This is a genomic window from Roseateles chitinivorans, from assembly GCF_050632145.1.
Lineage (GTDB): Bacteria > Pseudomonadota > Gammaproteobacteria > Burkholderiales > Burkholderiaceae_C > Roseateles > Roseateles chitinivorans_B.
Genome location: NZ_CP192577.1, coordinates 4,071,774 through 4,094,039 on the forward strand (window position 1 = coordinate 4,071,774; position 22,266 = coordinate 4,094,039).

Sequence of the window (22,266 nt, forward strand, 5' to 3'; positions counted from 1 at the left end):
CGCCCGGATCGTGCTCGAGCTGTCCACCCTCGTCGCCGGCGCCACCGGTGAGGCCGGCCTCGCCGTGCTGCTCACGCTCGCGCGCCTCAGCGGCCTGCTGCTGGTCGTGTCGCCCATCGGCGCCGCGCTCCCCGGCACGCTGCGCGTCGCGCTCTGCCTGGTGCTCGCCGTCTGCCTCGCCCGCACCCCCGTGCCCGGCGCCGAACACCTGCTCGCCGACCCCTGGCGCCTCGCCGGCGCGGCCGTCTCCGAGTTCGGCCTCGGCGCCGTCCTCTCGCTGGGCATCAACATCGGCTTCGCCGTCTTCACCACCGCCGGCCGTCTGCTCGACATCCAGATCGGCTTCGGCATGGGTCAGGTCCTCGACCCCGTCACCCGCCAGCAGATGCCCGTGCTCACCGGCATCTTCCGGCAGTTGGCCCTCGTCGCCTTCTTCTCCGGCACCGCCTTCGCGAGCTTCCTGATCGGCTTCGCCCGCGGCCTCGACCTGATCCCCGTCGGACAAGCCTGGCTGCCGGGCGCGGCCGTCGCCGCCGCCGTCACCGCCTTCGGCGGCATGTTCTCGCTGGGCTTCGCGATGGCCGCCCCCGTCGTGGTTGTGCTCATGCTCATCGAGTTCGCGCTCGGCGTCATCGCGCGCAACCTGCCGCAGATGAACATGTTCGCGCTCGGCATCCCGCTCAAGGTCGTCGCCGGCACCGCCGCGCTCGCGCTCTGGATCGGTTCCGCCGACGCGCTGGTCGCCCGTGCCTTCCAGCTCGGCTTCGACGTCTGGTCCGGAGTGCTGCACTGATGGCCGAGCAGGACCTCGATCGCAACCAGCCCGCCACCCAGCACAAGCTGGAAGAGGCGCGCAAGAAGGGCCAGGTCGCCAAGAGCGCCGACCTGGTGTCCGCGCTCGTCTTCGGCGCCGCGATGCTGTACTTCCACGCCGGCGGCTTCCAGGCGCTGACCGACCAGTTCCGCTTCGACCGCCTGCTGCTGGCCACCGCGACGCGCGCCGGCCGCGCCGACCCCGTCTACTGGCCCGCCGTCGCCGAGGCCGCCCGTCACGGCGCCGCGCTGATGCTGCCGGTGCTGCTGCTCATCATGGTCGCCGCGATGCTCGCCAACCTCGTGCAGGTCGGCGCCGTCTGGAGCACCACGCCCGTCAAGCCCGACTGGCAACGCCTCAACCCCGTCACCGGCTTCAAGCGCATCTTCTCGCTGCGCACGCTGTTCGAGACCTTCCGCGCCCTCGTCAAGCTGGCCGTGATGTCGCTCGTCGTCTACTTCGCGCTCGCCGCCCTGGTGCCGCAGTTCCACGAGATCGCCGGCCTCTCCGGCCTGGCCTTCCTGAAGATGCTGCACGCCGACCTGGCCTCCGTCGGCTGGAAGCTCGCGCTGACGATGTTCGTGATCGCGCTGCTGGACCTCGGCTACACGCGCCGCGAGTTCGCGAAGAAGATGCGCATGAGCCATCGCGAGATGAAGGACGAGCACAAGAACCGCGAAGGCGATCCCCGCATCCGCCGCCGCATCCGCGAGCTCCAGCGCGAACTGCTGCAACGCAGCGCCTCGATCTCCCGCACCCGCGACGCCTCGGTGCTGCTCACCAACCCGACGCATTACGCCGTCGCGCTGCGCTACGAGCACGGCGTGATGGCCGCCCCGGTCCTGCTGGCCAAGGGCACCGGCGTCGTTGCCAAGGTGATGCGCGCCATCGCCGCGCGCCACGGCATCCCCGTGGTCGCCATGCCCTCGCTGGCCCGCGCGCTGCACGCCGAGATGCGACCCGACCAACCCGTTCCCGCCGCGCATTACGCCGCCGTCGCCAAGATCATGATCTGGGTCATCAACACCCGCCGCGCGCGCCAGCCCGCGGACGCCGCCGCCTCGCAGGGAGCCCGCGCATGAGCGCCGCCGCCCCCGCCGCCGCAGGAGGCCTCGGCCGCCACAGCGACCTCGCGCTCGTCGCGCTGGTCGCCGGCATCCTCATCGTCCTGTTCGCGCCGATTCCGTCGGGGTTGCTGGACGTGCTCATCCTGGGCAACCTCGGCTTCGCCTTCCTGATCCTGCTGCTGACCTTCTACATGCAGCGGCCGGTCGAGTTCTCGACCTTCCCGTCGCTGCTGCTGATCGCCACGCTGTTCCGGCTCTCGCTCAACGTCGCGGCCACGCGCCTGATCCTGTCGGACGCCGATGCCGGCCGCGTCATCGCGGCCATCGGCTCCTACGTCGTCGGCGGCAACTACGTCATCGGGCTGATCGTCTTCTTCATCCTGATCGTGGTGCAGTACGTCGTCGTGACCAGCGGCGCGCAGCGCGTGTCCGAGGTCGCCGCCCGCTTCACGCTGGACAGCATGCCCGGCCAGCAGATGAGCATCGACGCCGACCTCAACATGGGCTTCATCGACCAGGCCGAAGCCCAGCGCCGTCGCAAGAACCTCGAGCGCGAGGCCGGCTTCTACGGCTCGATGGACGGCGCCAGCAAGTTCGTCAAGGGCGACGCCGTCGCCGGCATCATCATCCTGCTGATCAACATCGTCGGCGGCATGATCGTCGGCGTCATGCAGATGGGCATGTCCTGGTCGCAGGCGCTGCAGACCTACACGCTGCTGACCATCGGCGACGGCATCGTGACCCAGGTCCCGGCGCTCGTGATCGCCGTGGGCACCGGCATCATCGTGACGCGCTCCGCGTCCGACACCAACCTCAGCGTCGAGGTCTTCCGCCAGATCGGCTCCCATCCGAAGGCGTTGCTGCTGGTGGCCGTCACGCTGTTCCTGATGCTGCTGCTGCCCGGCATCCCGGCCGCGCCGCTGGCGGTGCTGGCCGTGCTGCTGGCCGTCGCCGCCTGGTTCTCCCGCCGCGCGAAGCAGCGCGCCGCGCTGCTCGATGGCGACGCCGCGTCGCCGGCCGGTGCGCAGGCGGACATGAGCGGTGCGCCGGGCGCGGCCGGCGCCGGCGCGGGGGGCAGGGCGGGCGATCCCTATGCCTCGCTGGCCTTCGAGCCGGTGGAGCTGCGCGTGGGCAGCCGCTGGTCGACGCTGGCGGGCAAGGCCGGCGCGCCGTTCCAGGAGCGGCTGGAGACCTTCCGCCGCCTGCACGCGCAGGAGTTCGGCCTGATCCTGCCGACGATCGCCGTGCGCGACACCTGCCGCCGCGGCCCAGAGCATTACGAGATCCATGTAGACGGCGTGATGGTCGGCCGCGGCGAGGCGCATGCCGACCGCTGGCTTGCCATCCACCCGGCCGGCGACACTCGCGGCGTGCCCGGCGAGGTCACGCGCGACCCCAGCTACGGCCTGCCCGCCGTCTGGATCGCGCCGCAGCACCGCGAGACCGCGCAGGCCGCGCGCTACACGCTGGTCGACGCCGAGACCGTGCTGCTGACCCATGTCACCGAGGTGCTGCGCCGCGAGTCCTCCACGCTGCTCACGCGCGCCGAGACCGAACGCCTGTTGCAGCGCGTGCGCCAGACCCAGCCGACGTTGGTCGAGGAACTCGTGCCGACGCTGCTCTCCGTCAGCGACATCCAGCGCGTGCTGCAGGCGCTGCTGCGCGAGAAGGTCAGCATCCGCAACCTCGAGGCCATCCTCGAGGCGCTGTCCGACGCCGCGCGCCTGGGCAAGGACACCGGCACGCTGTGCGAGCGCGTGCGCCAGCGCCTGGGCGCGGCCATCTGCCAGGGCCTGGTCGGCGACGGCACCGCGCTGCAGGTGCTGACGCTGGACCCGCTGGTGGAAGGGCAGCTGCTGGGCGCGCTGCGCGGCAGCGACGGCGCGCCGCCGGCGCTCGATCCGGCGCTGACCGAGCGGCTGCTGGGCCGCCTGGCCACCGCCGCCGAACGCATGATGAAGAGCAACACGCTGCCGGTGCTGCTGTGCGCGCCGGACCTGCGCCGCCAGCTGCGGCTGATGACCGAACGCGTGCTGCCGCATCTGCGCGTGCTGTCGATGGCCGAGGTGCCCAGCACCATCGAACTGAAATCCTTCGCCGTGGTGGGCGCACCGCCGGCGGCCACCGCATGACCTCGACGATGACCTCGACGATCACGACCCGTCTGCTTCCAGGACTGTCCCGATGAACGACCTGATGCTCACCACCCTGTCCGCGATGCAGCGCGACGCCTACCGCCTGGAGCGCGTCAGCGCCAACATGGCCAACATGCTGACGCCCGGCTACAAGCGCGAGCTGGTCGTCGAGCAGCTGGAAGCGGCCGCGGTGCCGTTCGGCCAGCAGGTGGCCGACGGCATGGCCGCGCCGGTCACGGACGAGGTCACCGTCGACGCGCGCCGCGACCTCAAGCCCGGCCCGATGAACCGCACCGGCCGTGCGCTCGATCTCGCGCTGTCGGGGCCTGGCTTCTACGAAGTCCGCACGCCGCAAGGCCCGGCCTACACGCGGCAGGCCAGCTTCCGCATCGACGATCGCGGCGAGCTGGTCGACGCCGCAGGCAATGCCCTCATGGGCGCCAACGGCGCGCTGACGCTGGCGCCCGGCGCGGTCGACGTCGCCGCCGACGGCACGGTGCGCCAGGAGGATCGCGTGGTCGGCCAGCTGCGCGTGCTGGTGCCCGACGCGGGCACGCGGATGCAGGCGCTGGGCGGCGGGCTGTTCGTCACCGAGGGCCGCCTCTCCGCCGCGGCCGAAGGCGCCGCCGGCGTGCGCCAGGGTTTCGTCGAAGGCTCCAACGTCGACACCGCGCAGGAGATGGTCCAGCTGATGGGCGCCGTGCGGCACTTCGAGTCGATGACCCGCGCCACGCAGATGTACGACGACATGATGGGTCTGGCGGTGCGCAAGCTCGCCGACCTGTGAACGGATTCCAGGAGAGACACCCATGATCGAAGCCTTGCAGATCGCCGCCACCGGCATGCAGGCGCAGCAGCGCCAGGTCGAGACGATTTCCAACAACATGGCCAACATGGCCACGCCAGGATTCAAGCGGTCCAAGGTCAGCTTCGTCGACCTGGTGAGCCGCGGCGCGGAACCCCAGGCGGGCAGCGACACCGTGGCCACCGCCGCCTCGCGCGGACTGGGCGTGTCGGTGAACGGCGTGTCGCTGGTGATGGACGCCGGCGACGTGCGCCGCAGCGACGATCCGGCCGACCTCATGATCGCCGGCGCGGGCTACCTCGAGGTCCTGCTGCCTGACGGCGGCACGGCCTTCAGCCGCGGCGGCCATCTGCGCGTCGGGACCGACGGCCAGATCACCACCGCCGAGGGTTATCCGCTCAAGTCCGCGCTGGTATTGCCGGCCGGCGCAAGGATTTCGTCGTCGCCAGCGACGGCACCGTGGCCGCGCGCGACGTGCAGGGCCGCGACCAGGTCGTCGGCCAGATGGCGCTGGTGCGCTTCAACGACGAGGACGGCCTGGAAGCGCTCGGCGACCGCCTGTACCGCGCCACCGCCCGCAGCGGCGAGCCGATCTCGGGCCGCGCGGCGGAGCAGGGCTTCGGCGTGTTCCGCCAGGGCTTCCAGGAAGCGTCCAACGTGAAGCTCGGCGACGAGGTCGTCGGCCTGATGCTGGCCCAGCGCGCCTACGAGGCCAATGCGAAGGTGCTGCAGGCCTCCGACGAGATGCTGGCGATGGTGAACAACCTGCGCAAGTGACGGCACGGCGATGACGCTCAACGCGGCTTTCCAGTCGGCTTCCTCGCATCGCGGCTCGCCCGCGCGGCGCGTCGTTGCGATCCTCGCGATCGCGGCAGGCGCGTGCGCTGCCGCGGCGCCGGCGTGGGCCGATGCGGGTCGCACGCTGCGTCTTCGCGATGAGGCCCGGGTGGATCTGGCCTCGACGACGGTGGCCGTCAACGATCTGCTGGTGACGCCGGTGGGTGGCGAGTGGGCGTCCTGCGCCGACGCGCCGCGGCCCGTCGGCGCGCGCACCCTGGTGCTCGGCCGGCTGTGGGTCGAAGCGCGCCTGCGCGAATGCGGCACCGCGCGCTGGCACTGGGCCGGTCCCTTGAGCGCCCGCCTGAAATGGGCCGACGCGGCGATGCACGCGACGCCCCGCGAGGCCGTCGCCGCCGCGATGGACGTGTATGCGCGGGACGGCCGCACGCCGCCCGAGCTCGACGAGGCCGCGCTCGCCGCGCTGCCCGCGGGCGAGGCGGGCTTCGGTTATCGCGCCTCGCTGCCGACGGGGCAGGGCGGTGGCGTACCCGCCCTCGCGCTGCTGCGCCTGGAGGCTTATCGCGAGGGCCGCCTGGTCCGCAGCGACGCCTGGCAGGCCCGCATGCATCGCGTGGTCGAGGCCTGGATCGCGACCCGCACCGTGCAGCCGGGCGAGCCGCTGTCGGCGGACGATTTCGAACGACGCGCGGTCGACGTGGCCGGCTGGTCCGAGCCCATCGACGCGAACGCGCCCTGGCCGGACGGCTGGCGCGCGCGCGGCCGCATCGCCGCGGGCGCGCCCTTGCTGCGCACGCGCATGGCGCCGGTGCCGGACGTGAGCGGCGGCGAACGCGTCGTCGCCAACGCGTCCGCGGGCCGCGTGACGCTGCAACTCGCGGCGACCGCGCTGCAGGATGGACAAGCCGGCTCGTGGGTGCGCGTGCGCCTGCCGGGCCGGCGCGACACCGTGATGGCCCGCGTGGCGGGCGACGGTCAAGTGGAGGTGAAATGACGAACGACACGACACGTGGCGCGCGCGGCCTGAAGGCCGCCTCCGCTGCGCTCATCGACACGGCGGGCACCGCCGGCCGGACCGCGCGCCTGGCCGCGGGCGCCCTGGGAATGATGGGCGCGCTGCTGCTGGCCTTCGCCGCCGCGACACCTGCCGCCGCGCAGAGTCTCTATGAGGAGGCCAACTACCGCTCGCTGACCGCCGACAACAAGGCCTTCCGCGTCGGCGACGTGCTGACGGTCCAGGTGGTGGAGAACGCCAGCGCCGTGGCCAGCGCCGATTCGGGCAGCCATCGCAAGAACTCGGCGGGGCTGGAGCTGTTCCGCGACTCGAGCAACTTCCGCCGCGACGTCGGCGTCGCCACGACCGGCGACTTCGACGGCGGTGGCCGCACCTCGCGTGCCGGCAAGCTGGTGACGCAGATGTCGGTCACCGTGACCGAGGTGCTGCCCAACGGCGACCTGCGCGTCAGCGGCGAGCAGTCGCTGGTGATCAACCAGGAAAAGCAGCAGATCCGCGTGACCGGCCAGGTCCGTCCGCAGGACATCACCGACGGCAACGTCGTGCTGTCGAGCCGGATCGCCGACGCCACCATCGACTACGACGGCGCCGGCGCGCTCACCGACAGCCAGCGCGTGCCCTGGTGGCAGCGCGTGCGCTCGTGGTTCGGACTGTGATGAGGCCCGTGATGTCCGTGATCCGATCGATGGCCGCTCCGGCGGCAGCTTCTTCCAGGGCCGCGACAGCGGCGATGGCCGTGGCCATCGCGTTTTCAGCGGTGTTCTCCTGCGCGCCCGCGCTGGCCGCGGCACCCGCGTCCGTGCCGTCCCCCGACGACGCGTTGCGGCTCAAGGACCTGGGCAAGGTGCAGGGCTGGCGCGAGAACGCGCTGATCGGCCAGGGCCTGGTCACCGGCCTGGCCGGCACCGGCGACGGGCCGTCCAACCGCGCCACGCGCCAGGCGCTGTCCAACGCGCTGTCGCAGTTCAACCTGAGCGTCACGCCCGAGCAGGTGCAGAGCCGCAACGTCGCCGCCGTGATGGTGACCGCGCAGCTGCCGCCCTTCGCCAAACCCGGCGACACCATCGACGTCACGGTGACCTCCATCGGCGACGCGCGCAGCCTCGTCGGCGGCACGCTGCTGCTGACGCCGCTGAAGGCGCCCAACGGCCGCATCTATGCGCTGTCGCAGGGACCGCTGGCGGTGGGCGGCTACCGCTACGACGCCAACGGCAACGTGGTGCAGAAGAACCATCCCACCGTCGGCGCGATCCCCGGCGGTGCGACCGTCGAGACCGGCCTGCCGGCGCAGGCCGCGCGCGCCACGGTCACCTTCGTGCTCAACGAGCCCGACTACACGACCTCGTCGCGCATGGCGGACGCGATCAACGCGCGCTTCGGCGTCACGCTGGCCGAGCCGCGCGACGCCGGCGGCGTGGAGATCCAGATCCCCGAGGCCTACCAGGCACGCCCGGTGGCCTTCCTGGCGCAGATCGAGAACGTCACCGTGCACCCCGACCGCCGCGCGCGCGTCGTCATCAACGAACGCACCGGCACCGTGGTGGCCGGCGGCGACGTGCGCATCTCCGCGGTCGCGGTGTCGCACGGCGAGCTGCGCGTGTCGGTGTCGGCCGAGACCTCGGTGTCGCAGCCGCTGGTGATCGGCCGGCCGGGCGGCGGCGTGCGCACGGCGCTGGTGACCAACAGCCGGCTGGACGTCGGCGACAACGAACGCGCCGCCTACGTGACCGCCGACAACACCGTCGCCGACCTCGTGCAGGCGCTGACCCGCATGCGCATCGGCACGCGCGACGTGATCTCCGTGCTGCGTGCCGTCAAGGCCGCGGGCGCGTTGCACGCCGACCTCATCGTGCAATGACCGCGCGACGACCACGCATTCACCACGCATTCAGCACGCATTGACCACGTCCTGACGACCGACTTCCGAAAGACAACCCCATGCAGATCGAAGCCCTCTCCACCGCGCTGGTCGGCGCCGCGCTCGACGCCGCGGAACTGCGCCACCGCGTGATCGCCGCCAACATCGCCAACGCCGGCGCCGCCGGCTACACGCGCCAGACCGTGAGCTTCGAGGCGCAGATGGACGCGCTCTCGAGCACCGGCGTGCCCGCGGCGCCCGAGGTCGTGCCCGCGCTCGGCCCCGGCGGCGAGCCCATGCCGGTGCGCCTGGACCAGGAGGCCGTGGACATGGCCGCCAACAGCCTGCAGTACCAGGCCTTGCTCAAGGCGCTGTCGCGCCATTACGGCGTGCTGCAGAGCGCGGTGACCGAAGGCAAGCGCTGAGCGCACACGACAGCACGAAGGACCCGACATGGACATCCAAGCGAGTTTCGCCATCAGCGCCGCCGGCATGGATCTGGAGCGCCTGCGCTACGAGATCTCGGCGGCCAACCTGGCCAACGCCAACACCGTCAGCGGCAGCGCGCGCGGCGGTTTCCAGCCGCTGCGCGTGACGGCGCTGGCCGCCTCGCAGGCGGTCGGCGGCGTGGGCTTCGACGCGATGGTGCGCCAGGGCCTGACCGGCCCGGCCTACCAGATCGAACCCGTGGGGGCCGAGGCCCGCGCGGTGCAGGACCCCGCCCACCCGATGGCCGACGCCGCGGGCAAGGTGTACTACCCGGCCGTCGACAACGCGGCCGAGATGATGCTGATGATGAGCGCGTCGCGGGCCTACGAGGCCAACGTCGCCGCGCTCAACACCGGCCGCACGATGGCGCTGCGCGCGCTGGACATCGGCAACGGAGGCTGACATGACGCAGGCGATCCCCTTCATCGAACCGGGCATGGCGCTGTCGGCGCTGACCGAGCTCCGCCCCGTGGCCTGGGCCGCGACGGCCGCCGCGCAAGGCGCCAGCGCCAACGCCGCGACGGCAGCCGCCGGGGCCCCGGGCATCGTCGGCAATGCCGACTTCGGCAAGCTGGTCAGCGACGGCCTCCAGGGCGTGCAGTCGGACTGGACGCAGGCGCAGTCGTCGATGCGCGCGCTGGCCGAGGGCCAGCCCGTCAACCTCCATCAGGTCATGATGAAGATGGAAGAGAGCCGGATCTCGTTCCAGCTCTTCCTGCAGGTGCGCAACCGGCTGCTCGAGTCCTACCAGGACGTGATGCGGATGCAGGTGTGACGGGCAGGACGCGTTGGAGGCGCGCTCGCGGCCCGTGAATGCGGGTGACGGCGGCTGACGACGGGCGAAGTCGCCCGAGGACGTGCGAAGACGGACACGAAGAGCAGGGGACGCCGATCCGGCGGCCCGGCGGAGCAGGATGCGGATCGGGCGCCACGAGCCCCGGCCGCCACGAGGATCGAGGGACGAGATGCGGGAGTTGTGGAACAAGCTGGACGGACGCCGTCGCGCGGGTCTGACCGTGGGCGCAGTGGTCATCGTGCTGGCGGTGGTCGTCGCCGGCGTGCTGCTGCTGAAGACCGAGCGCGACGTGCTGTTCAACGCGCTGGCGCCGCAGGACGCCGCCGCGATGACGGCCGAGCTCGAGAAGATGAAGGTGCCGTACCAGGTCTCCGAGGACGGCCAGGCCATCCTGGTCGACAAGGCGCAGGTGCACAAGCTGCGCATGAAGCTGATGGCGCGCGACCTGCCGCTGCACGGCGCGGTGGGCTTCGAGCTGTTCAACACCAACGACTTCGGCATGACCGAATTCGCCCAGAAGGTGAACTACCAGCGCGCGCTGCAGGGCGAGATCACGCGCACCATCCTGTCGCTCGAGGAGATCGAGACGGCGCGCGTGCATCTGGTGTTCGCGGAGGACGGGCTGCTCAAGCGCGAGCCGCAGCGCGCCAAGGCGTCGGTGACCGTCGGCGTGCGCCACGGTCGCACGCTGAAGGCCGACCAGGTCGCGGGCGTGCAGCGGCTGGTGGCCGCGGCGGTGCCGGGCATCGCCGTCGACGACGTGACGGTGCTGAGTCAGCGCGGTGTCGTGCTGAGCCGCTCGGGCGGCGCGGACGGCGACGGCGGCGCGGGCCGCGCGGAGCTGCAGCAGGACGTGGAACGCCAGCTCGAGCGCAAGGTCGCGCAGGTGCTGTCGCAGGCTTATGGCGCGGAGCAGTTCGTCAGCAGCGTCTCCGTCACGCTGGACCTGGATCAGGTGCGGGTGACGTCGGAAGAGGTGCTGGGCGCCGGCGGGGAAGTGCCGCAGGGCTCGGTGCTGCGCGAGCGGGAGACGCTCACCGAAGCGCCGGCCACCACCGGCGTGCGCGACGGTGCGCAGTCGCCGGGCCGGTCCACGCGCGATACCGAGTATCAGTTGGGCAAGCGCATCGAGCAGGTCGTCAAGCGGCCCGGCGCCATCCAGCGCCTGCAGGTGCTGGCGGTGGTGCGCCAGCGGCTCGATGCCGCGCAGATCGAGCGCCTGCGGGCCGCGCTGTCGGCGGCGGTGGGCGCGGTGGCCGATCGCGGCGACGTGATCACGGTGCAGTCGCTGGACATGCTGGGCGCGGCGCCGTCGACGGCCGCGAGCGCGGCGGATACGGTGAATGCGGCGAATGCTGCGAACGGCGGCGTGACCGGCAGCTTCGACACGAGCGGCGCGGCGACGTCCCAGGAGGTCGCGCCTGCCGCACGTCCGGATGCGCAGCGCGTCGTGCTGTGGGTGCTGGCCGGCCTGATCGCGCTGATCGGCGCGGTGCTGGTGGGGCGCATGTCCTCCGGCGCCCGCGCCGCCGAGCCGCGTCCGCTGGATGACGGCGAACGCGAACGCGTGCTGGCGCAGTTGCGTCAATGGACCGACGGCAACGCGCCGGCCGACGCCGCGCGCGGCGCGGAGGAGCGGCGCGATGAGCGACCAGGGTTTCCAGGCGGCACTGGCGCAAGGCGCCGGCGACGCCGGACTGCGGCAGGCGGCGGCGCTGATCCACGCGCTGGCGCCGGCCGATCGCCGCTGGGCGATCGCGCAGTTGCCGGCGCAGCAGCGTGACACGGTCGAAGCGCTGTTGGCCGAACTGACCGAGATGGGGCTGCCGCGCGAGCGGGCGATCGTCGAGGCGGCGCTGCAGCAGTCGCCGACGCACGGTGCGTTCGAGACCTCATCGCAGCCTCGTGCCGCATTGGCCGGCGGCGCGATCGCCGGAGCTGGTGCTGGTGCGGAATCCGCGTCCATCAGTCATTCGACCAACCACGGGAGCGCTTCCGACGAGGTCCCGCCCACCGCCGCGGTCACGGCGATCGATCGTTGGGTGAGTGCCCAAGGCGTGCCGGCGCTGGTCCGCACGTTGTCGAGCGAGCCGGTGGCGCTGCTCGCGCGACTGTTGACCGCGCGGGACTGGGCGTGGCGCGCGGAAGCCGTGCGTCATCTGCAACCGGCGTTGCGGCAGGACGTCGTCGAAGCGATGCGACAGCGCGCCGAGACCGCCGCCGGTACCTCGAACGCCGACAACCGGCTGCTGGAGCTGCTGGCGCAGCGCCTGGACGCACTGCATCCAGTGCTGGACAAGCGCTCCGGCCCATCGCCGGGTGCTTCGGGCGCCTCGAGAGATCCGGGTTCGTCGGAGGGCGCCTCGACCTTGAGCCGCCTGCTGTCGCGCTGGCGTGCGGGGCGGAGCCACCGATGAGCCGCCACAACGCCGCCAAGCCGGCGCCGCAGGTCCTCAAGGGATTGCGGCTGACGACCGTCGTCCGCGGTCTGCCGTATCACGCGCAGACGGCACAGACGCACGCGCAGACGCTGGCCGCGAAGCCGGTCGCGGCCGGCGCGTCTGCCGCTGCCGCCACGGCGGCATCAGCGGCGTCTGCGTTGACCACGCCGACCCCGCCTGGCATCGCACGGCAGGGCGGCAGTGGCGCGAGCTTCTCCGATGAGACGCAGCCGGCGCAGGCGGTCGAGCTCGAGGCACAGGTCGCCGCGGCGCTCGCCGAGGCGGAGCGCGCCGGCTATCAGCAAGGGCTCGCCGGCGGACGCAAGGACGCGCAGCAGGAACTGGCGCGCGAACGCGAGGCGCTGGCCGTCGAGGCTCAGAAGCAAGCGGCCGAGCGACAGGCCTCGGCGGAAGCCGCGATCGCGGCGCTCGAACAAGCCCTGCGGCGCACTGACGACGCGCAACGCGCGCATCGCGAGCGCGTCGCCGCGCAGGCGGCCGGCCTGGCGTTCGAGGCGCTGTGCCGCGTCGTCGGGCAGCCGGGCGCGGTGAAGGACAGCCTGCTGCCGTTGATCGACGCGGCGCTGGATCGTTGGGCCGGCGCGCCACGTCCGACGCTGCGACTGTCGCCCGACGACTTCGCCGCATTGAAGCTCGCGGTGTCGGAAGACCGGTGGCAGGCGTTGATGGCGCGCGTCGAAGCGGTCGCCGACCCGTCGGTGCGACCGATGGGCGTGCTGATCGAGGACGAGGACGGTGGGCTCGACCTCGGGCTGGACACGCAGCTGCGCGCGCTGGGCCAGGCCTGGACCCGCGCGTTGTCGACGCAGGACCAGGAGGCTGACCGCAATCCGGACCGCAATCCGGACCGCCAGTCCGACCGCGCCTCGAGTCGCCCGTCTGCCGCTCAGGCGGAAGGCCATGGGCCCGGCACGCCGGAGGATGCGGCATGAGCTCGATGGACGCGCTGTTCGACGCGACGCGGCAGGCGACGCTGGCCCGGCCGTTCGGCCGGCTGCGCGGCGTCAGCGGCCTGACCGTCACCAGCGCGGGTCCGGCGCTCGCGATGGGCGACCTGTGCGAGGTGTTGCACGAGGACGGCCGCGTGCAGGCGCTGGCCGAGGTCGTGGCCGTGCGCGGCCGCGATCTGACGCTGATGCCTTTCGGCGATGCGCACGGCATGCAGGCCGGCGCGCGCGTGCGCGCCGCGCCGCGCCGCAACGTCGCCGAGGTCGGCCCGGCCCTGCTGGGCCGCGTGATCGACGGCCTGGGCGAGCCGCTGGACGGCTTCGCGCTCCCGCGCAGCCACGGCGCGCGTCCGCTGCGCGCGGCGGCGCCGGACGCCATGGCACGGCCGCGCATCGCGCGCACCCTGTCGACCGGCGTGCGCGCGCTCGACGCGATGCTGCCGCTGGGCCACGGCCAGCGCGTCGGCATCTTCGCCGGCAGCGGCGTCGGCAAGAGCACGCTGCTGGGCATGATGGCGCGCCACGCGCGCGCCGACTACAACGTCATCGCGCTGATCGGGGAACGCGGCCGCGAGGTGCGCGAGTTCATCGAGGACCAGCTCGGCGAGGAAGGCCTGGCGCGCAGCGTCGTGGTCGTCGCCACCTCGGACCAGCCCGCGCCGATGCGGGTGCGCGCGGCCTACCTGGCGGTCGCTATCGCCGAGGGCCTGCGGGCGCAGGGCGCCGACGTGCTGCTGACGATGGATTCCATCACCCGCCTGGCGATGGCGCGGCGCGAGATCGGCCTGTCCGCCGGCGAGCCGCCGACGGCGCGCGGCTACACGCCCTCGGTGTTCAGCGAGCTGCCCGCGCTGTGCGAGCGCCTGGGCACGCACGGCGGCGGCGGATCGATCACCGGGCTGCTGACCGTGCTGGTGGAGGGCGACGATTTCAACGAGCCGATCTCGGACTGTCTGCGCGCGACGCTGGACGGCCACATCGTGCTGACGCGCGAGCTCGCCCATCAGGGCCACTATCCCGCGGTCGACGTGCTCAAGAGCAGCAGCCGCCTGCTGGGCGACCTGTTCGACGCCGGCGAGCGCCGGCTGGTGCACCGCGTGCGCGCGGGCATGGCGTTGCTGGCGCGCAACCGCTCGATGATGGAGATCGGCGCCTACGAGAAGGGGAGTCACGCCGCGCTGGACCGCGCGATCGCGGCCGAGCCGGCGCTGCTGCGTTTCCTGCGCCAGGACCGCGAGCCCGTGTCGCGCGATGCCGCGTTGAGCGCGCTGGCCGGCCTCGCCGACCAGTTCGGACCGGAGGATGCGGCATGACGGTGGACCTGCGCGGCTTCTCGCACCCCGCATCGCGCCTGCGCGAGCGGGCCGAATGGCGCCTGGCCCGCGCCGAGCGCGAGCTGGCGCTCGCGCAGGCGGCGCTGGACGAGGCGCAGGCCGCGCTCGACGCGACGGCGGCGGCGATCGAGTCGACGGTGCGCGCCATGTCGGTGGAACAGCTGCGCGGACACGGCGGCGAGGTGCATGCGCTGCATGCGAATCGCGTCGTCCATCTGCTGGCCGAGCGTCGGACCCGCGAAGGCGACCGCGACCGGCGGCGCGAGGCGCGCGACGCGCGTGAGCGGGGCTGCGTCGAGTTGCGCCAGGAGATCCAGGGGTTGGAACGCGTCCACGCGCAGGCGCTGGACCTGTATGCCGTCGAGCAGACGCAGGCGCATTGGCGTGCGCTCGACGATCACGTGATGACCCGCGCGCAATGGCTCGCCGCGCGCGCGGTGCGGAAGGATGACCATGCGGATCGATGACCCGGTGCTGTCGCTCGCGACGCGTGATGCCACCCGTGACGTGACGCGTGACTTGACGCGTGACGGCGGCCGCACGGCCGGCGGCGACGCCGGCGCCGAGGCCTGGCGGCTGGAGATGGAACGCGCGCACCGCGACAGCTGGCGGTGCGATGCGACCGTGCCGGGCGAGGGCGCTTCGGCGATCGAGGCGCCCGCCCGCGAGTCCGGCGTGACCGCGTCGACCGCGGCTCTGCGGACGTCCTCCGGCGCGATCGGCGCCGCGGCGCCCGCGATCGGGGACCGTCCGCTGTGGCCCTACGGCGCGGCGTCGCTGGGCGCGCTGATGCCGCCGAGTCCGACGGGGACTGGCGGGAACGGGGGCGCGATCGCGTCCGCCGCCCTCGGCATGAGGGCGGAGGCCCGGGCGGGCGGCGTCGCCCCCGTGACCGCGCCGCAGCCGGCCGTGTCCGACGATGGCGCGGCGGCGATCCTGGCGGCTGGTCCGACCGGTTCGCGCGCGGGGGCTGGTGCACCGGGGGCGGCGACGCCACGCGGCGTGGACGGCGACACCGGCGGCGCGACGGGCGATCCGTCGGGTGATGCGTCAGGTGATGCGTCAGGTGATGCCGCCACGACCGCCCGGGAGGCGCCGGCATCAACCCGCAGCGCGATCGCGACCGCCCCCAGCGCCGCGGTCGCGAACGATCGCGCCGCCGGCGGCGAGCATCAGCCGGTGCGCCTGCACGTCGAACGCGGCATCGACGGCCGGCTCAACGCCTGGCTGGGCGTCGACCGCGGCGCGACGGAACAGGCCGCCGCCGTGGTCGCGCACTGGCGCGACGACACGCGCCGCCGCGGCGAGTCCGTCGGCACCGTCCACATCAACGGTCAGGCGCTCGCCCGCGACGGCGCGGCGTCCGACCCGCCGGCCGCCGCGCCGGCCGACCTGCCGGCTGTCACGCCGGCCTTCATCGATTCCAACGCAGGGGAACACTGACATGGCAACCATCGGCGCGGTCTCCGGGACCGGTTCGGCACTGTCCGGCAATTCGTCCATCGGGCTGCAGGACTTCCTCAAGATCCTGATCTCGCAACTGAGCTTCCAGGATCCGCTCAAACCCATGGACAACCAGCAGTTCATGGCGCAGATGGCGCAGTTCACGGCGCTGGAGCAGAGCCAGCAGCTCAACACCAAGATGGACGCGCTGCTGAGCACGCAGGCCTCGCTGCAGTCCGTCGGCCTGATCGGCCGCACCGTCGACATCACCACGGAGACCGGCACGCTGTCGGGCACGGTGGTCGCGTTGTCGCTGTCCGGCCCGCAGCCCAGCATCTCGGTCCGGGACAGCAACGGCACGGTCACGCCGAACCTGTCGCTGGACCAGATCACCGCCGTGCGCACCACCACCTGACCCGCGAAGGACTCGTCATGCTCGACTCCATCTTCATCGGCATGTCCGGCCTGGACAGCTTCTCCAAGGGCATCAAGCTCATCGGCAACAACACGGCCAACATGAACACGCCGGGCTACAAGGGCTCGACGCTCCAGTTCGGCGACCTGATGTACAGCGGCCACGCGCCGGCCGGCGGCGAGGGCGACCGCGCCGGCACCGGCGTGAACGCGTTCGGCAGCTACCTCAACCTGAAGGCCGGCGAACTGCGCCAGACCGAGAACGGCATGGACATGGCCGTCGACGGCGGCGGCCTCTTCGTGCTGCGCAACACCGACGGGCACCTGCGCTACACGCGCGCCGGGCAGTTCGACTTCGACCTCCAGGGGCGGCTGATCAACCGCAACGACCAGTCGCACGTGCAGGCGCTGGACGGCGAGGGCGGCCTCGTCGACGTCGTGCTGAACGACCTGCGCGTCAACCCGCCGGCCGCGAGCAAGCGCGTGGCCTTCCGCGGCAACCTGTCGAGCTCGGCGACCGACCAGACCATCTCCAACGTCAACGTGCTGGACGCGCAGGGCGGCACGCACCCGCTCACCGTCAAGCTCACCAGCCAGAGCCCGGACAAGGTCGGCTACTGGAAGGCCTCCGTGCTGGACGGCACCGTGGAGATCGGTACCGGCGAGATCGGCTTCAAGGACGGTTCGCCGATCGCGGCGGCCGCCAAGATCAACATCAGCTACACGCCGGCGGGACAGGACACGGCCTTGCCGCTGGTGCTGGACTTCAGCACCGAGGTGACCTCCTTCGCCTCGGGCAACCTGTCGACGCTGGCCTTCGCGTCGCAGGACGGCTTCCAGGCCGGCACCCTCAGCAAGACCGCCGTGGACGAGACCGGCACGCTGGTGCTGACCTACTCCAACGGACAGACCGCGAAGGGCCAGAAGCTGGCGCTGATGCGCTACGAGTCGCCGGAGGCGGTGCTGCAGGTCGGCAACAACCAGTTCGAGGACGCCGGCCGCGGCGGACTGAGGCTCGGTCATGCGCAGGAGAGCGGCTTCGGCGCGGTGAAGGCCGGCTACATCGAGTTGTCCAACGTCGACCTGTCCAAGGAGTTCTCCGACCTGATCATCATGCAGCGCGGCTACCAGGCCTCGTCGCAGATCGTCTCGACGGCCAACGAGATGATCCAGCAGCTGTTCTCGATGAGGGGCAAATGAGCGCCGGCGCCTTCCTGCGTCTGCCGGGCGCGGTGCCCGTGCGGCGGCTGTCCGCCGGACAGCGCGATGCGCTCGCGCAGCGCCTGCTGCCCGGCTGGCGCGCGTGGTGCGCGGACTGGTCGCTGGCGCGCGCGGACGTGCGCGTCGAGCCGCTGGTGCAGGGCGCCGCGCGCGTGCGTCCGTCGGACGGCTGGCGCGTCGCCGGACGTCTGGACGGCGGTGTCGGAAGCCTCGGCGGCAGCGGTGGGGCGGGCCGTTCCGGTGGCGCTGTCGGCGGCTCTGTCGGGGGCTATATGGGCGGCGATATCGATGGCGACAGCGTCGGCGACGTTGGCGGCGACGTTGGCGGCGCGCTCGTGCGCGAGTCCGGCCGCGAGGCGCTGACCGCCGCCGCGATGGATCTGCCCGGCGAGACCGCCTGGCCGCAGGACAGTCTGGCCGCGTCGTTCGCCGCGTCGGTGGAGGCCTCGTGGCGCGCCTGGCGGGACGGCTGGCTCGGCGCGGTGTCGCCCGCCGACGAGGCGCCTGCCGGTGAGACCGCAGAGCCCACCTCCGCGGCCGAGCTCGGCGAGCTGGTCCTGACCTTCTCGTGCGTGCGCGCCGGGAACGCGGCTTCTGCGGAGCCGGTCGAACGGACGGTGCGCGTGGCCGCCTCGTCGCTGATGGCGCTGCTGCCGTCGGCGTCGGCGGGCGATGCCGCGGCGGCATCCGCATCGGCCCGCGGCGCACTGGCGCCGCTGCCGCGCGCCATCGCCCACCTGCCGGTGCGGGTGCGCGTGCACCTGGGCCAGGCTGCCTTGCAGATGGGCCAGCTGATGGACCTGCAACCCGGCGACGTGATCCCGCTGGCCCACCCGCTGGCGCGTCCGGCCGGACTGACCTTCGCCGAGCCCGGCGGCCTGCCGCTCGCGGCCGAGGCCCGGCTGGGACGCAGCGGCCCGCACTGGGCGGTGCGGGTCGACCCCGCGCCGCCGACGACCTCCTGACCCGGCGTCCCGACCCCGCCGGTCGCGACCGCCGCGCCGGCGTCGATCGTTCCTTCCGACTGTTTTTTCTTCGATTGCGTTTCCCGCCATGCAACCCGCTCTCCACGACATCGATCTGCAAGACCTGACCCCCGACGCCGCCGGCGCCGCGGGCGGCACTCCGCAACCCCTGGCCGGCCTGGAAGGGCTGAAGACGCTGCCGGTGCAGCTGGACGTGCTGCTCGGCACCGCGCAGGTGACCGTCGGCGACCTGATGGCTTGCCGGCCCGGCGAGGTGCTGCGCCTGGACCGCACGGTGGCGCAGGGCGTGGACCTGGTGATCAACGGCCATGTGGTCGCGCGCGGCCGCCTGGTCGCGTTGGACGACAGCTTCGCGATCCAGCTGACCGAGACCCCCGACCTGCGCGCGGCGGGCTGACCGCGGGCGGGCGATGGCGATGACCTCTTCTTCCGTGATGCCGGAGTTCCCGGTGGCCGGGCTGGTGCTGCTGGGTCTGCTAGCGCTGGTGGCCGTGGTGGCCTGGGCCCGCGTGCCGGGCGTCGGCGCACGCTGGCGCGCGGCCTGGCCGGGCGCCGCCGTGCGCGCGGCGGCCCGTGCCGCGGCGCAGGGCGGCGACCGCGACGCGGCGCCCCGCGTGCGCGCGCAACAGCGGCTGGACGCATTCAGCGTCGTGCACGAGCTCGAATGGGCGGACGGCCGGCGGCTGCTCGTCTGCACGACGCGCGGCGCCGCGCCGGTGGTGCTGGACCGCAGCACGCCCGCGGGCGCCGGGGAGCCGCAGCCATGAGCGGCAGCCCCATCCAGATCGTCCTCGGCCTGACGCTGCTGGCGGCCCTGCCGGCGCTGCTGGTCTGCCTGACCTCGTTCCTGCGCATCATCGTCGTGCTGTCGATGCTGCGGCATGCGATCGGCCTGCCCGAGACGCCGCCCAACGTCGTGCTGATCGGCATGGCGCTGCTGCTGACCGGCTTCACGATGTCGCCGGTGCTGGAGCGGGTGCACGACGACGCGCTGCGGCCCTACCTGGCGGGCAAGATGGAAGGCACCGTCGCGCTCGACAAGGGCTTGCAGCCGCTGCGCGGCTTCATGCTGAAGCAGACCCGCGAGGCGGACATCTTCATGATGGCCGACCTCGCCAAGCGGCCGCGGCCCGCGACGGAGGCCGACGTGCCGATGACGCAGCTGGCGGCCGCCTTCATGGTGTCGGAGCTGCGCGCGGCGTTCCAGATCGGCTTCGTGGTGTTCCTGCCCTTCCTGCTGATCGATCTGCTGGTGTCGAGCATCCTGATGGCGCTGGGCATGATGATGATGCCGCCGGTGACGATCGCGATGCCGTTGAAGATCCTGATGTTCGTGCTGGTGGACGGCTGGGGCCTGCTGCTGCGCGCGCTGATCGGATCCTTCCACTGACGGACGGGCGCGCGTCGCGATGTCGACCGGGTTGGACGTCACGCCCTGGCCGCAGCCGGCGGACCTGTCGCCGCTGTGGCGCGCGCGGCGCGACGACGCGCGCTCGCGCGACGCGCTGGTGCGTCACTTCCTGCCCTATGCGCGCATGCAGGCGGCGCGGCTTTTCGCCGGCCGGCCCGGGGACGAGCTCGACTTCGGCGACTACTTCCAGTTCGCCAGCGTCGCGTTGACGGAGGCCGTCGACAGCTACGACCCGTCGCGCGAGGCGCGTTTCGAGACCTATGCGGCCTACCGCATCCGCGGCGCCGTGCTGGACGGCGTGGCCTCGATGTCGGAGCGCCAGCGGCAGATCGCCACGACGCGTGAGGTGCGCCAGGCGCGGCTCAAGGCGCTGCTCCGCGGGCCCGGCGGGCCCGGCGGGGACGAGTCCGGCGAGGCGCCGCGCGCCGCGACGCCGTTCCCCCGGGCAGCGCGCTCGACCGTCTGGCCGAGGCCGGCCTGGGACTGGCGATCGGCCTGATGCTGGAGGGCACGGGCCTGATCGATCCCGGTCCCGACGCGCCGGCGCCGGCCGCGCAGATGCCGTATGCGCGCCTGGAGATGCGTCAGCAGCGCGAGCGCCTGCTGGCCCTGATGCGGCAGTTGCCGGAGCCTCAGCGGCAGGTGCTCGAATGGCACTATCTGCAGGGGCATCCGTTCGATGCGCTGGCCGCACGCGCAGGGCTCAGCAAGGGGCGCATCTCGCAGTTGCACCGCGCCGCGCTCGACGCGCTGCGACGACGGCTGGAGGAGGACGGATGATGTCGCTCCGAAGTCCATCCGCCACCGACCCACCGACCTGCCGCGCCGCCGGTCACGTCAGCCTGTCAAGACCGCCTTTCCTTCCTTCGTCTCCTTCCTGCGTTTCTCGCCTGCCTTTCCCGCCTGCGAGCTCGCTCGATCCTGATTTCCCGGACACGACCCGATGACCAACGACACCTCGCCCCAAGTGCAACGACTGCAACGCCTGCTGAGCTACCTGACGCAGGATCCCGGCAACGACCTGCTGCGCCAGGACGCGATCGCGGTGGCGTGCGACGTCGGTGACGGCGCCACGGCGCGTCGCCTGCTCGACGAGCGCGCCGTGCGCGGCGAGATGCCGGCGCTGCCGTGGGGCTTCCTGGCCGCCCGCGCCGCGCTGGCCGACGGGGACCTCGATGACGCGCTGCGGCAGTGGGACGCGCTGGCGGGCGACGTCGCGGTGGGCGTGGAAGAGCGGATGCTGGCGGCCTCGGCCGCCGCGCAGCTGCGCCTGCGGCGGGGCGGTCCCGACGCCGTGGCGGAGGCGGCGCGCACGCTGGCGCCGTTCGTCGACGGCGCGACGCCGTCGTCGCCGCTGCCCGATGCGGCGCAGGCGGCGTGGTTGCGGGTCGAGCACCATGCCGGTCGTCTGCGCGAAGGACTGGACTGGGCGCTCGCACGCGAGGCCGCCGGACAGCTGGCGCCGGAGGCCGCCGGTGTCGCGAGCCTGATCGCGATGGATGCGAACGACGTGGCCGCGAGCGGCCGGCTGTCGCGCATCGCGCTGACGGCGCTGCCGGAGCAGGGCGAGGCGCTGGTGTCGGCGGCGGCCCTGTCGCTGGTGGACGGACAGCCGGAGGCGGCGCTGGCCCTGAATGAACGCGTCACCGCGGCGCGACCGGCGGACGGCCGGGCGTGGACGCAGCTGGGCGCGGCGCGTCTCATGGCGCTGGACCTGCAGGGCGCGCGCGTGGCGTATGCCCGCGCGACCGAGCTGATGCCCGGTCACGCCGGCAGCTGGCACGGCCTGGCCTGGACGCAGCTGCTGCTGGAGGACCTGGTCGAGGCGGAGCGTCTGCTGGACCACGCGCTCGAGGTGGATCGCAACTTCGCCGAGACGCACGGCGCGCTGGCGGTGGTGTACGCACGCACCGGTCGCCGCACGATGGCGCAGGACGCACTGCGGCGCGCGCGCGGCCTGGATGCCGGCAGCTTCGCCGCGCATTACGCGCAGGCGCTGCTGGATCATCCGGAGCTGGCCGGCGAAGACATGGTGGCGCTGGCGACGCGCCTGCTCGACGGGCAGCAGCTGCCCAACGGTCAGCGTGCCTCCAGCCTGCTGGGGACCGTCCGGCGCCGCTGAAGTCCGTCGCGAACCGATCGACGCCGCGTTCGCGGGCGTCGACCCGGCGAGGTCATCCCCGTGGATGACCTCGTTTTTTTGTCCCCGGCCTAAACCGCGTGTCGTTCGTCCGGATGTATTGCTCAGTCGGAGGCGTTCGCGGCAGGAGC

General features: G+C 72.7%; 25 protein-coding genes and 2 pseudogenes. All 27 read left to right on the forward strand.

Annotated features, from left to right (window positions below; translation table 11 throughout):
• Positions 1-10 precede the first annotated feature (10 nt).
• The 27 genes and pseudogenes from ACQ86G_RS18745 (at position 11) to ACQ86G_RS18875 (ending at position 22,117) form a co-directional block, all read left to right on the forward strand.
• On the forward strand, positions 11-793 hold the full coding sequence (locus ACQ86G_RS18745) for a flagellar biosynthetic protein FliR (RefSeq protein WP_431256729.1): 783 nt from the start codon (positions 11-13) through the stop codon (positions 791-793).
• On the forward strand, positions 793-1,896 hold the full coding sequence (locus ACQ86G_RS18750) for an EscU/YscU/HrcU family type III secretion system export apparatus switch protein (RefSeq protein ID WP_431256730.1): 1,104 nt from the start codon (positions 793-795) through the stop codon (positions 1,894-1,896). Before ACQ86G_RS18745 ends, ACQ86G_RS18750 begins: the two co-directional genes overlap by 1 nt.
• Positions 1,893-4,013, forward strand: coding sequence for a flagellar biosynthesis protein FlhA (locus ACQ86G_RS18755; RefSeq protein ID WP_431256731.1), 2,121 nt, complete (start codon positions 1,893-1,895; stop codon positions 4,011-4,013). The genes ACQ86G_RS18750 and ACQ86G_RS18755 overlap by 4 nt, the downstream gene beginning before the upstream one ends.
• A gap of 52 nt (positions 4,014-4,065) precedes the next feature.
• Entirely contained in the window at positions 4,066-4,803 is a 738-nt protein-coding gene (locus tag ACQ86G_RS18760; protein ID WP_431256732.1) for a flagellar hook-basal body protein, read from the forward strand.
• Positions 4,804-4,825: 22 nt separating this feature from the next.
• Positions 4,826-5,242: pseudogene (locus ACQ86G_RS18765) on the forward strand (flagellar hook-basal body complex protein); the annotation flags it as partial.
• A 53-nt stretch (positions 5,243-5,295) separates the two neighbouring features.
• Positions 5,296-5,478, forward strand: a pseudogene (gene flgG, locus ACQ86G_RS18770) (flagellar basal-body rod protein FlgG); the annotation flags it as partial.
• Positions 5,479-5,598, forward strand: coding sequence for a flagellar basal body rod C-terminal domain-containing protein (locus ACQ86G_RS18775; RefSeq protein WP_431261445.1), 120 nt, complete (start codon positions 5,479-5,481; stop codon positions 5,596-5,598).
• A 10-nt stretch (positions 5,599-5,608) separates the two neighbouring features.
• Complete coding sequence (flgA, locus tag ACQ86G_RS18780) at positions 5,609-6,613, forward strand: flagellar basal body P-ring formation chaperone FlgA (protein ID WP_431256733.1); 1,005 nt, start codon at positions 5,609-5,611, stop codon at positions 6,611-6,613.
• A complete protein-coding gene (locus ACQ86G_RS18785; protein WP_431256734.1) occupies positions 6,610-7,290 on the forward strand; it encodes a flagellar basal body L-ring protein FlgH in 681 nt (226 codons plus the stop codon). Before flgA ends, ACQ86G_RS18785 begins: the two co-directional genes overlap by 4 nt.
• Positions 7,291-7,301: 11 nt before the next feature.
• Positions 7,302-8,492 (forward strand): flagellar basal body P-ring protein FlgI, encoded by a 1,191-nt coding sequence (locus ACQ86G_RS18790; protein WP_431256735.1) that lies wholly within the window; start codon positions 7,302-7,304, stop codon positions 8,490-8,492.
• 80 nt (positions 8,493-8,572) lie between these two features.
• Entirely contained in the window at positions 8,573-8,917 is a 345-nt protein-coding gene (locus ACQ86G_RS18795; RefSeq protein WP_331616796.1) for a flagellar basal body protein, read from the forward strand.
• Between the two features lie 28 nt (positions 8,918-8,945).
• Positions 8,946-9,383, forward strand: a complete 438-nt coding sequence (locus tag ACQ86G_RS18800) for a flagellar basal body rod protein FlgC (RefSeq protein ID WP_431256736.1) — start codon at positions 8,946-8,948, stop codon at positions 9,381-9,383.
• Position 9,384: 1 nt separating this feature from the next.
• The gene (gene fliE / locus ACQ86G_RS18805) at positions 9,385-9,756 is read left to right on the forward strand and encodes a flagellar hook-basal body complex protein FliE (protein WP_431256737.1); all 372 of its coding nucleotides are present in this window, start codon (positions 9,385-9,387) and stop codon (positions 9,754-9,756) included.
• A gap of 190 nt (positions 9,757-9,946) precedes the next feature.
• A complete protein-coding gene (gene fliF, locus ACQ86G_RS18810) occupies positions 9,947-11,560 on the forward strand; it encodes a flagellar basal-body MS-ring/collar protein FliF (protein WP_431256738.1) in 1,614 nt (537 codons plus the stop codon).
• 630 nt (positions 11,561-12,190) lie between these two features.
• Complete coding sequence (locus ACQ86G_RS18815; RefSeq protein ID WP_431256739.1) at positions 12,191-13,171, forward strand: FliH/SctL family protein; 981 nt, start codon at positions 12,191-12,193, stop codon at positions 13,169-13,171.
• Complete coding sequence (locus tag ACQ86G_RS18820) at positions 13,168-14,499, forward strand: FliI/YscN family ATPase (protein ID WP_431256740.1); 1,332 nt, start codon at positions 13,168-13,170, stop codon at positions 14,497-14,499. Before ACQ86G_RS18815 ends, ACQ86G_RS18820 begins: the two co-directional genes overlap by 4 nt.
• Complete coding sequence (locus ACQ86G_RS18825; protein WP_431256741.1) at positions 14,496-14,987, forward strand: hypothetical protein; 492 nt, start codon at positions 14,496-14,498, stop codon at positions 14,985-14,987. The genes ACQ86G_RS18820 and ACQ86G_RS18825 overlap by 4 nt, the downstream gene beginning before the upstream one ends.
• Positions 14,974-15,963 (forward strand): hypothetical protein, encoded by a 990-nt coding sequence (locus ACQ86G_RS18830; protein ID WP_431256742.1) that lies wholly within the window; start codon positions 14,974-14,976, stop codon positions 15,961-15,963. The genes ACQ86G_RS18825 and ACQ86G_RS18830 overlap by 14 nt, the downstream gene beginning before the upstream one ends.
• Before the next feature lies 1 nt (position 15,964).
• A complete protein-coding gene (locus ACQ86G_RS18835; protein ID WP_431256743.1) occupies positions 15,965-16,378 on the forward strand; it encodes a flagellar hook assembly protein FlgD in 414 nt (137 codons plus the stop codon).
• 17 nt (positions 16,379-16,395) lie between these two features.
• Positions 16,396-17,577, forward strand: coding sequence for a flagellar hook-basal body complex protein (locus tag ACQ86G_RS18840; RefSeq protein WP_431256744.1), 1,182 nt, complete (start codon positions 16,396-16,398; stop codon positions 17,575-17,577).
• Positions 17,574-18,563: a FliM/FliN family flagellar motor C-terminal domain-containing protein gene (locus ACQ86G_RS18845; RefSeq protein ID WP_431256745.1), complete on the forward strand. Its 990-nt coding sequence runs from the start codon at positions 17,574-17,576 to the stop codon at positions 18,561-18,563. The genes ACQ86G_RS18840 and ACQ86G_RS18845 overlap by 4 nt, the downstream gene beginning before the upstream one ends.
• An 88-nt stretch (positions 18,564-18,651) precedes the next feature.
• Positions 18,652-18,981: a FliM/FliN family flagellar motor switch protein gene (locus ACQ86G_RS18850; RefSeq protein ID WP_431256746.1), complete on the forward strand. Its 330-nt coding sequence runs from the start codon at positions 18,652-18,654 to the stop codon at positions 18,979-18,981.
• 19 nt (positions 18,982-19,000) lie between these two features.
• Positions 19,001-19,351, forward strand: coding sequence for a hypothetical protein (locus ACQ86G_RS18855; RefSeq protein WP_431256747.1), 351 nt, complete (start codon positions 19,001-19,003; stop codon positions 19,349-19,351).
• The gene (gene fliP, locus ACQ86G_RS18860) at positions 19,348-19,974 is read left to right on the forward strand and encodes a flagellar type III secretion system pore protein FliP (protein WP_431256748.1); all 627 of its coding nucleotides are present in this window, start codon (positions 19,348-19,350) and stop codon (positions 19,972-19,974) included. The genes ACQ86G_RS18855 and fliP overlap by 4 nt, the downstream gene beginning before the upstream one ends.
• Positions 19,975-19,993: 19 nt before the next feature.
• Positions 19,994-20,494 (forward strand): sigma-70 family RNA polymerase sigma factor, encoded by a 501-nt coding sequence (locus ACQ86G_RS18865; protein ID WP_431256749.1) that lies wholly within the window; start codon positions 19,994-19,996, stop codon positions 20,492-20,494.
• Positions 20,494-20,775 (forward strand): sigma-70 family RNA polymerase sigma factor, encoded by a 282-nt coding sequence (locus tag ACQ86G_RS18870; protein WP_431256750.1) that lies wholly within the window; start codon positions 20,494-20,496, stop codon positions 20,773-20,775. The genes ACQ86G_RS18865 and ACQ86G_RS18870 overlap by 1 nt, the downstream gene beginning before the upstream one ends.
• 163 nt (positions 20,776-20,938) lie before the next feature.
• Positions 20,939-22,117, forward strand: coding sequence for a tetratricopeptide repeat protein (locus tag ACQ86G_RS18875; protein WP_431256751.1), 1,179 nt, complete (start codon positions 20,939-20,941; stop codon positions 22,115-22,117).
• Positions 22,118-22,266: the final 149 nt, after the last annotated feature.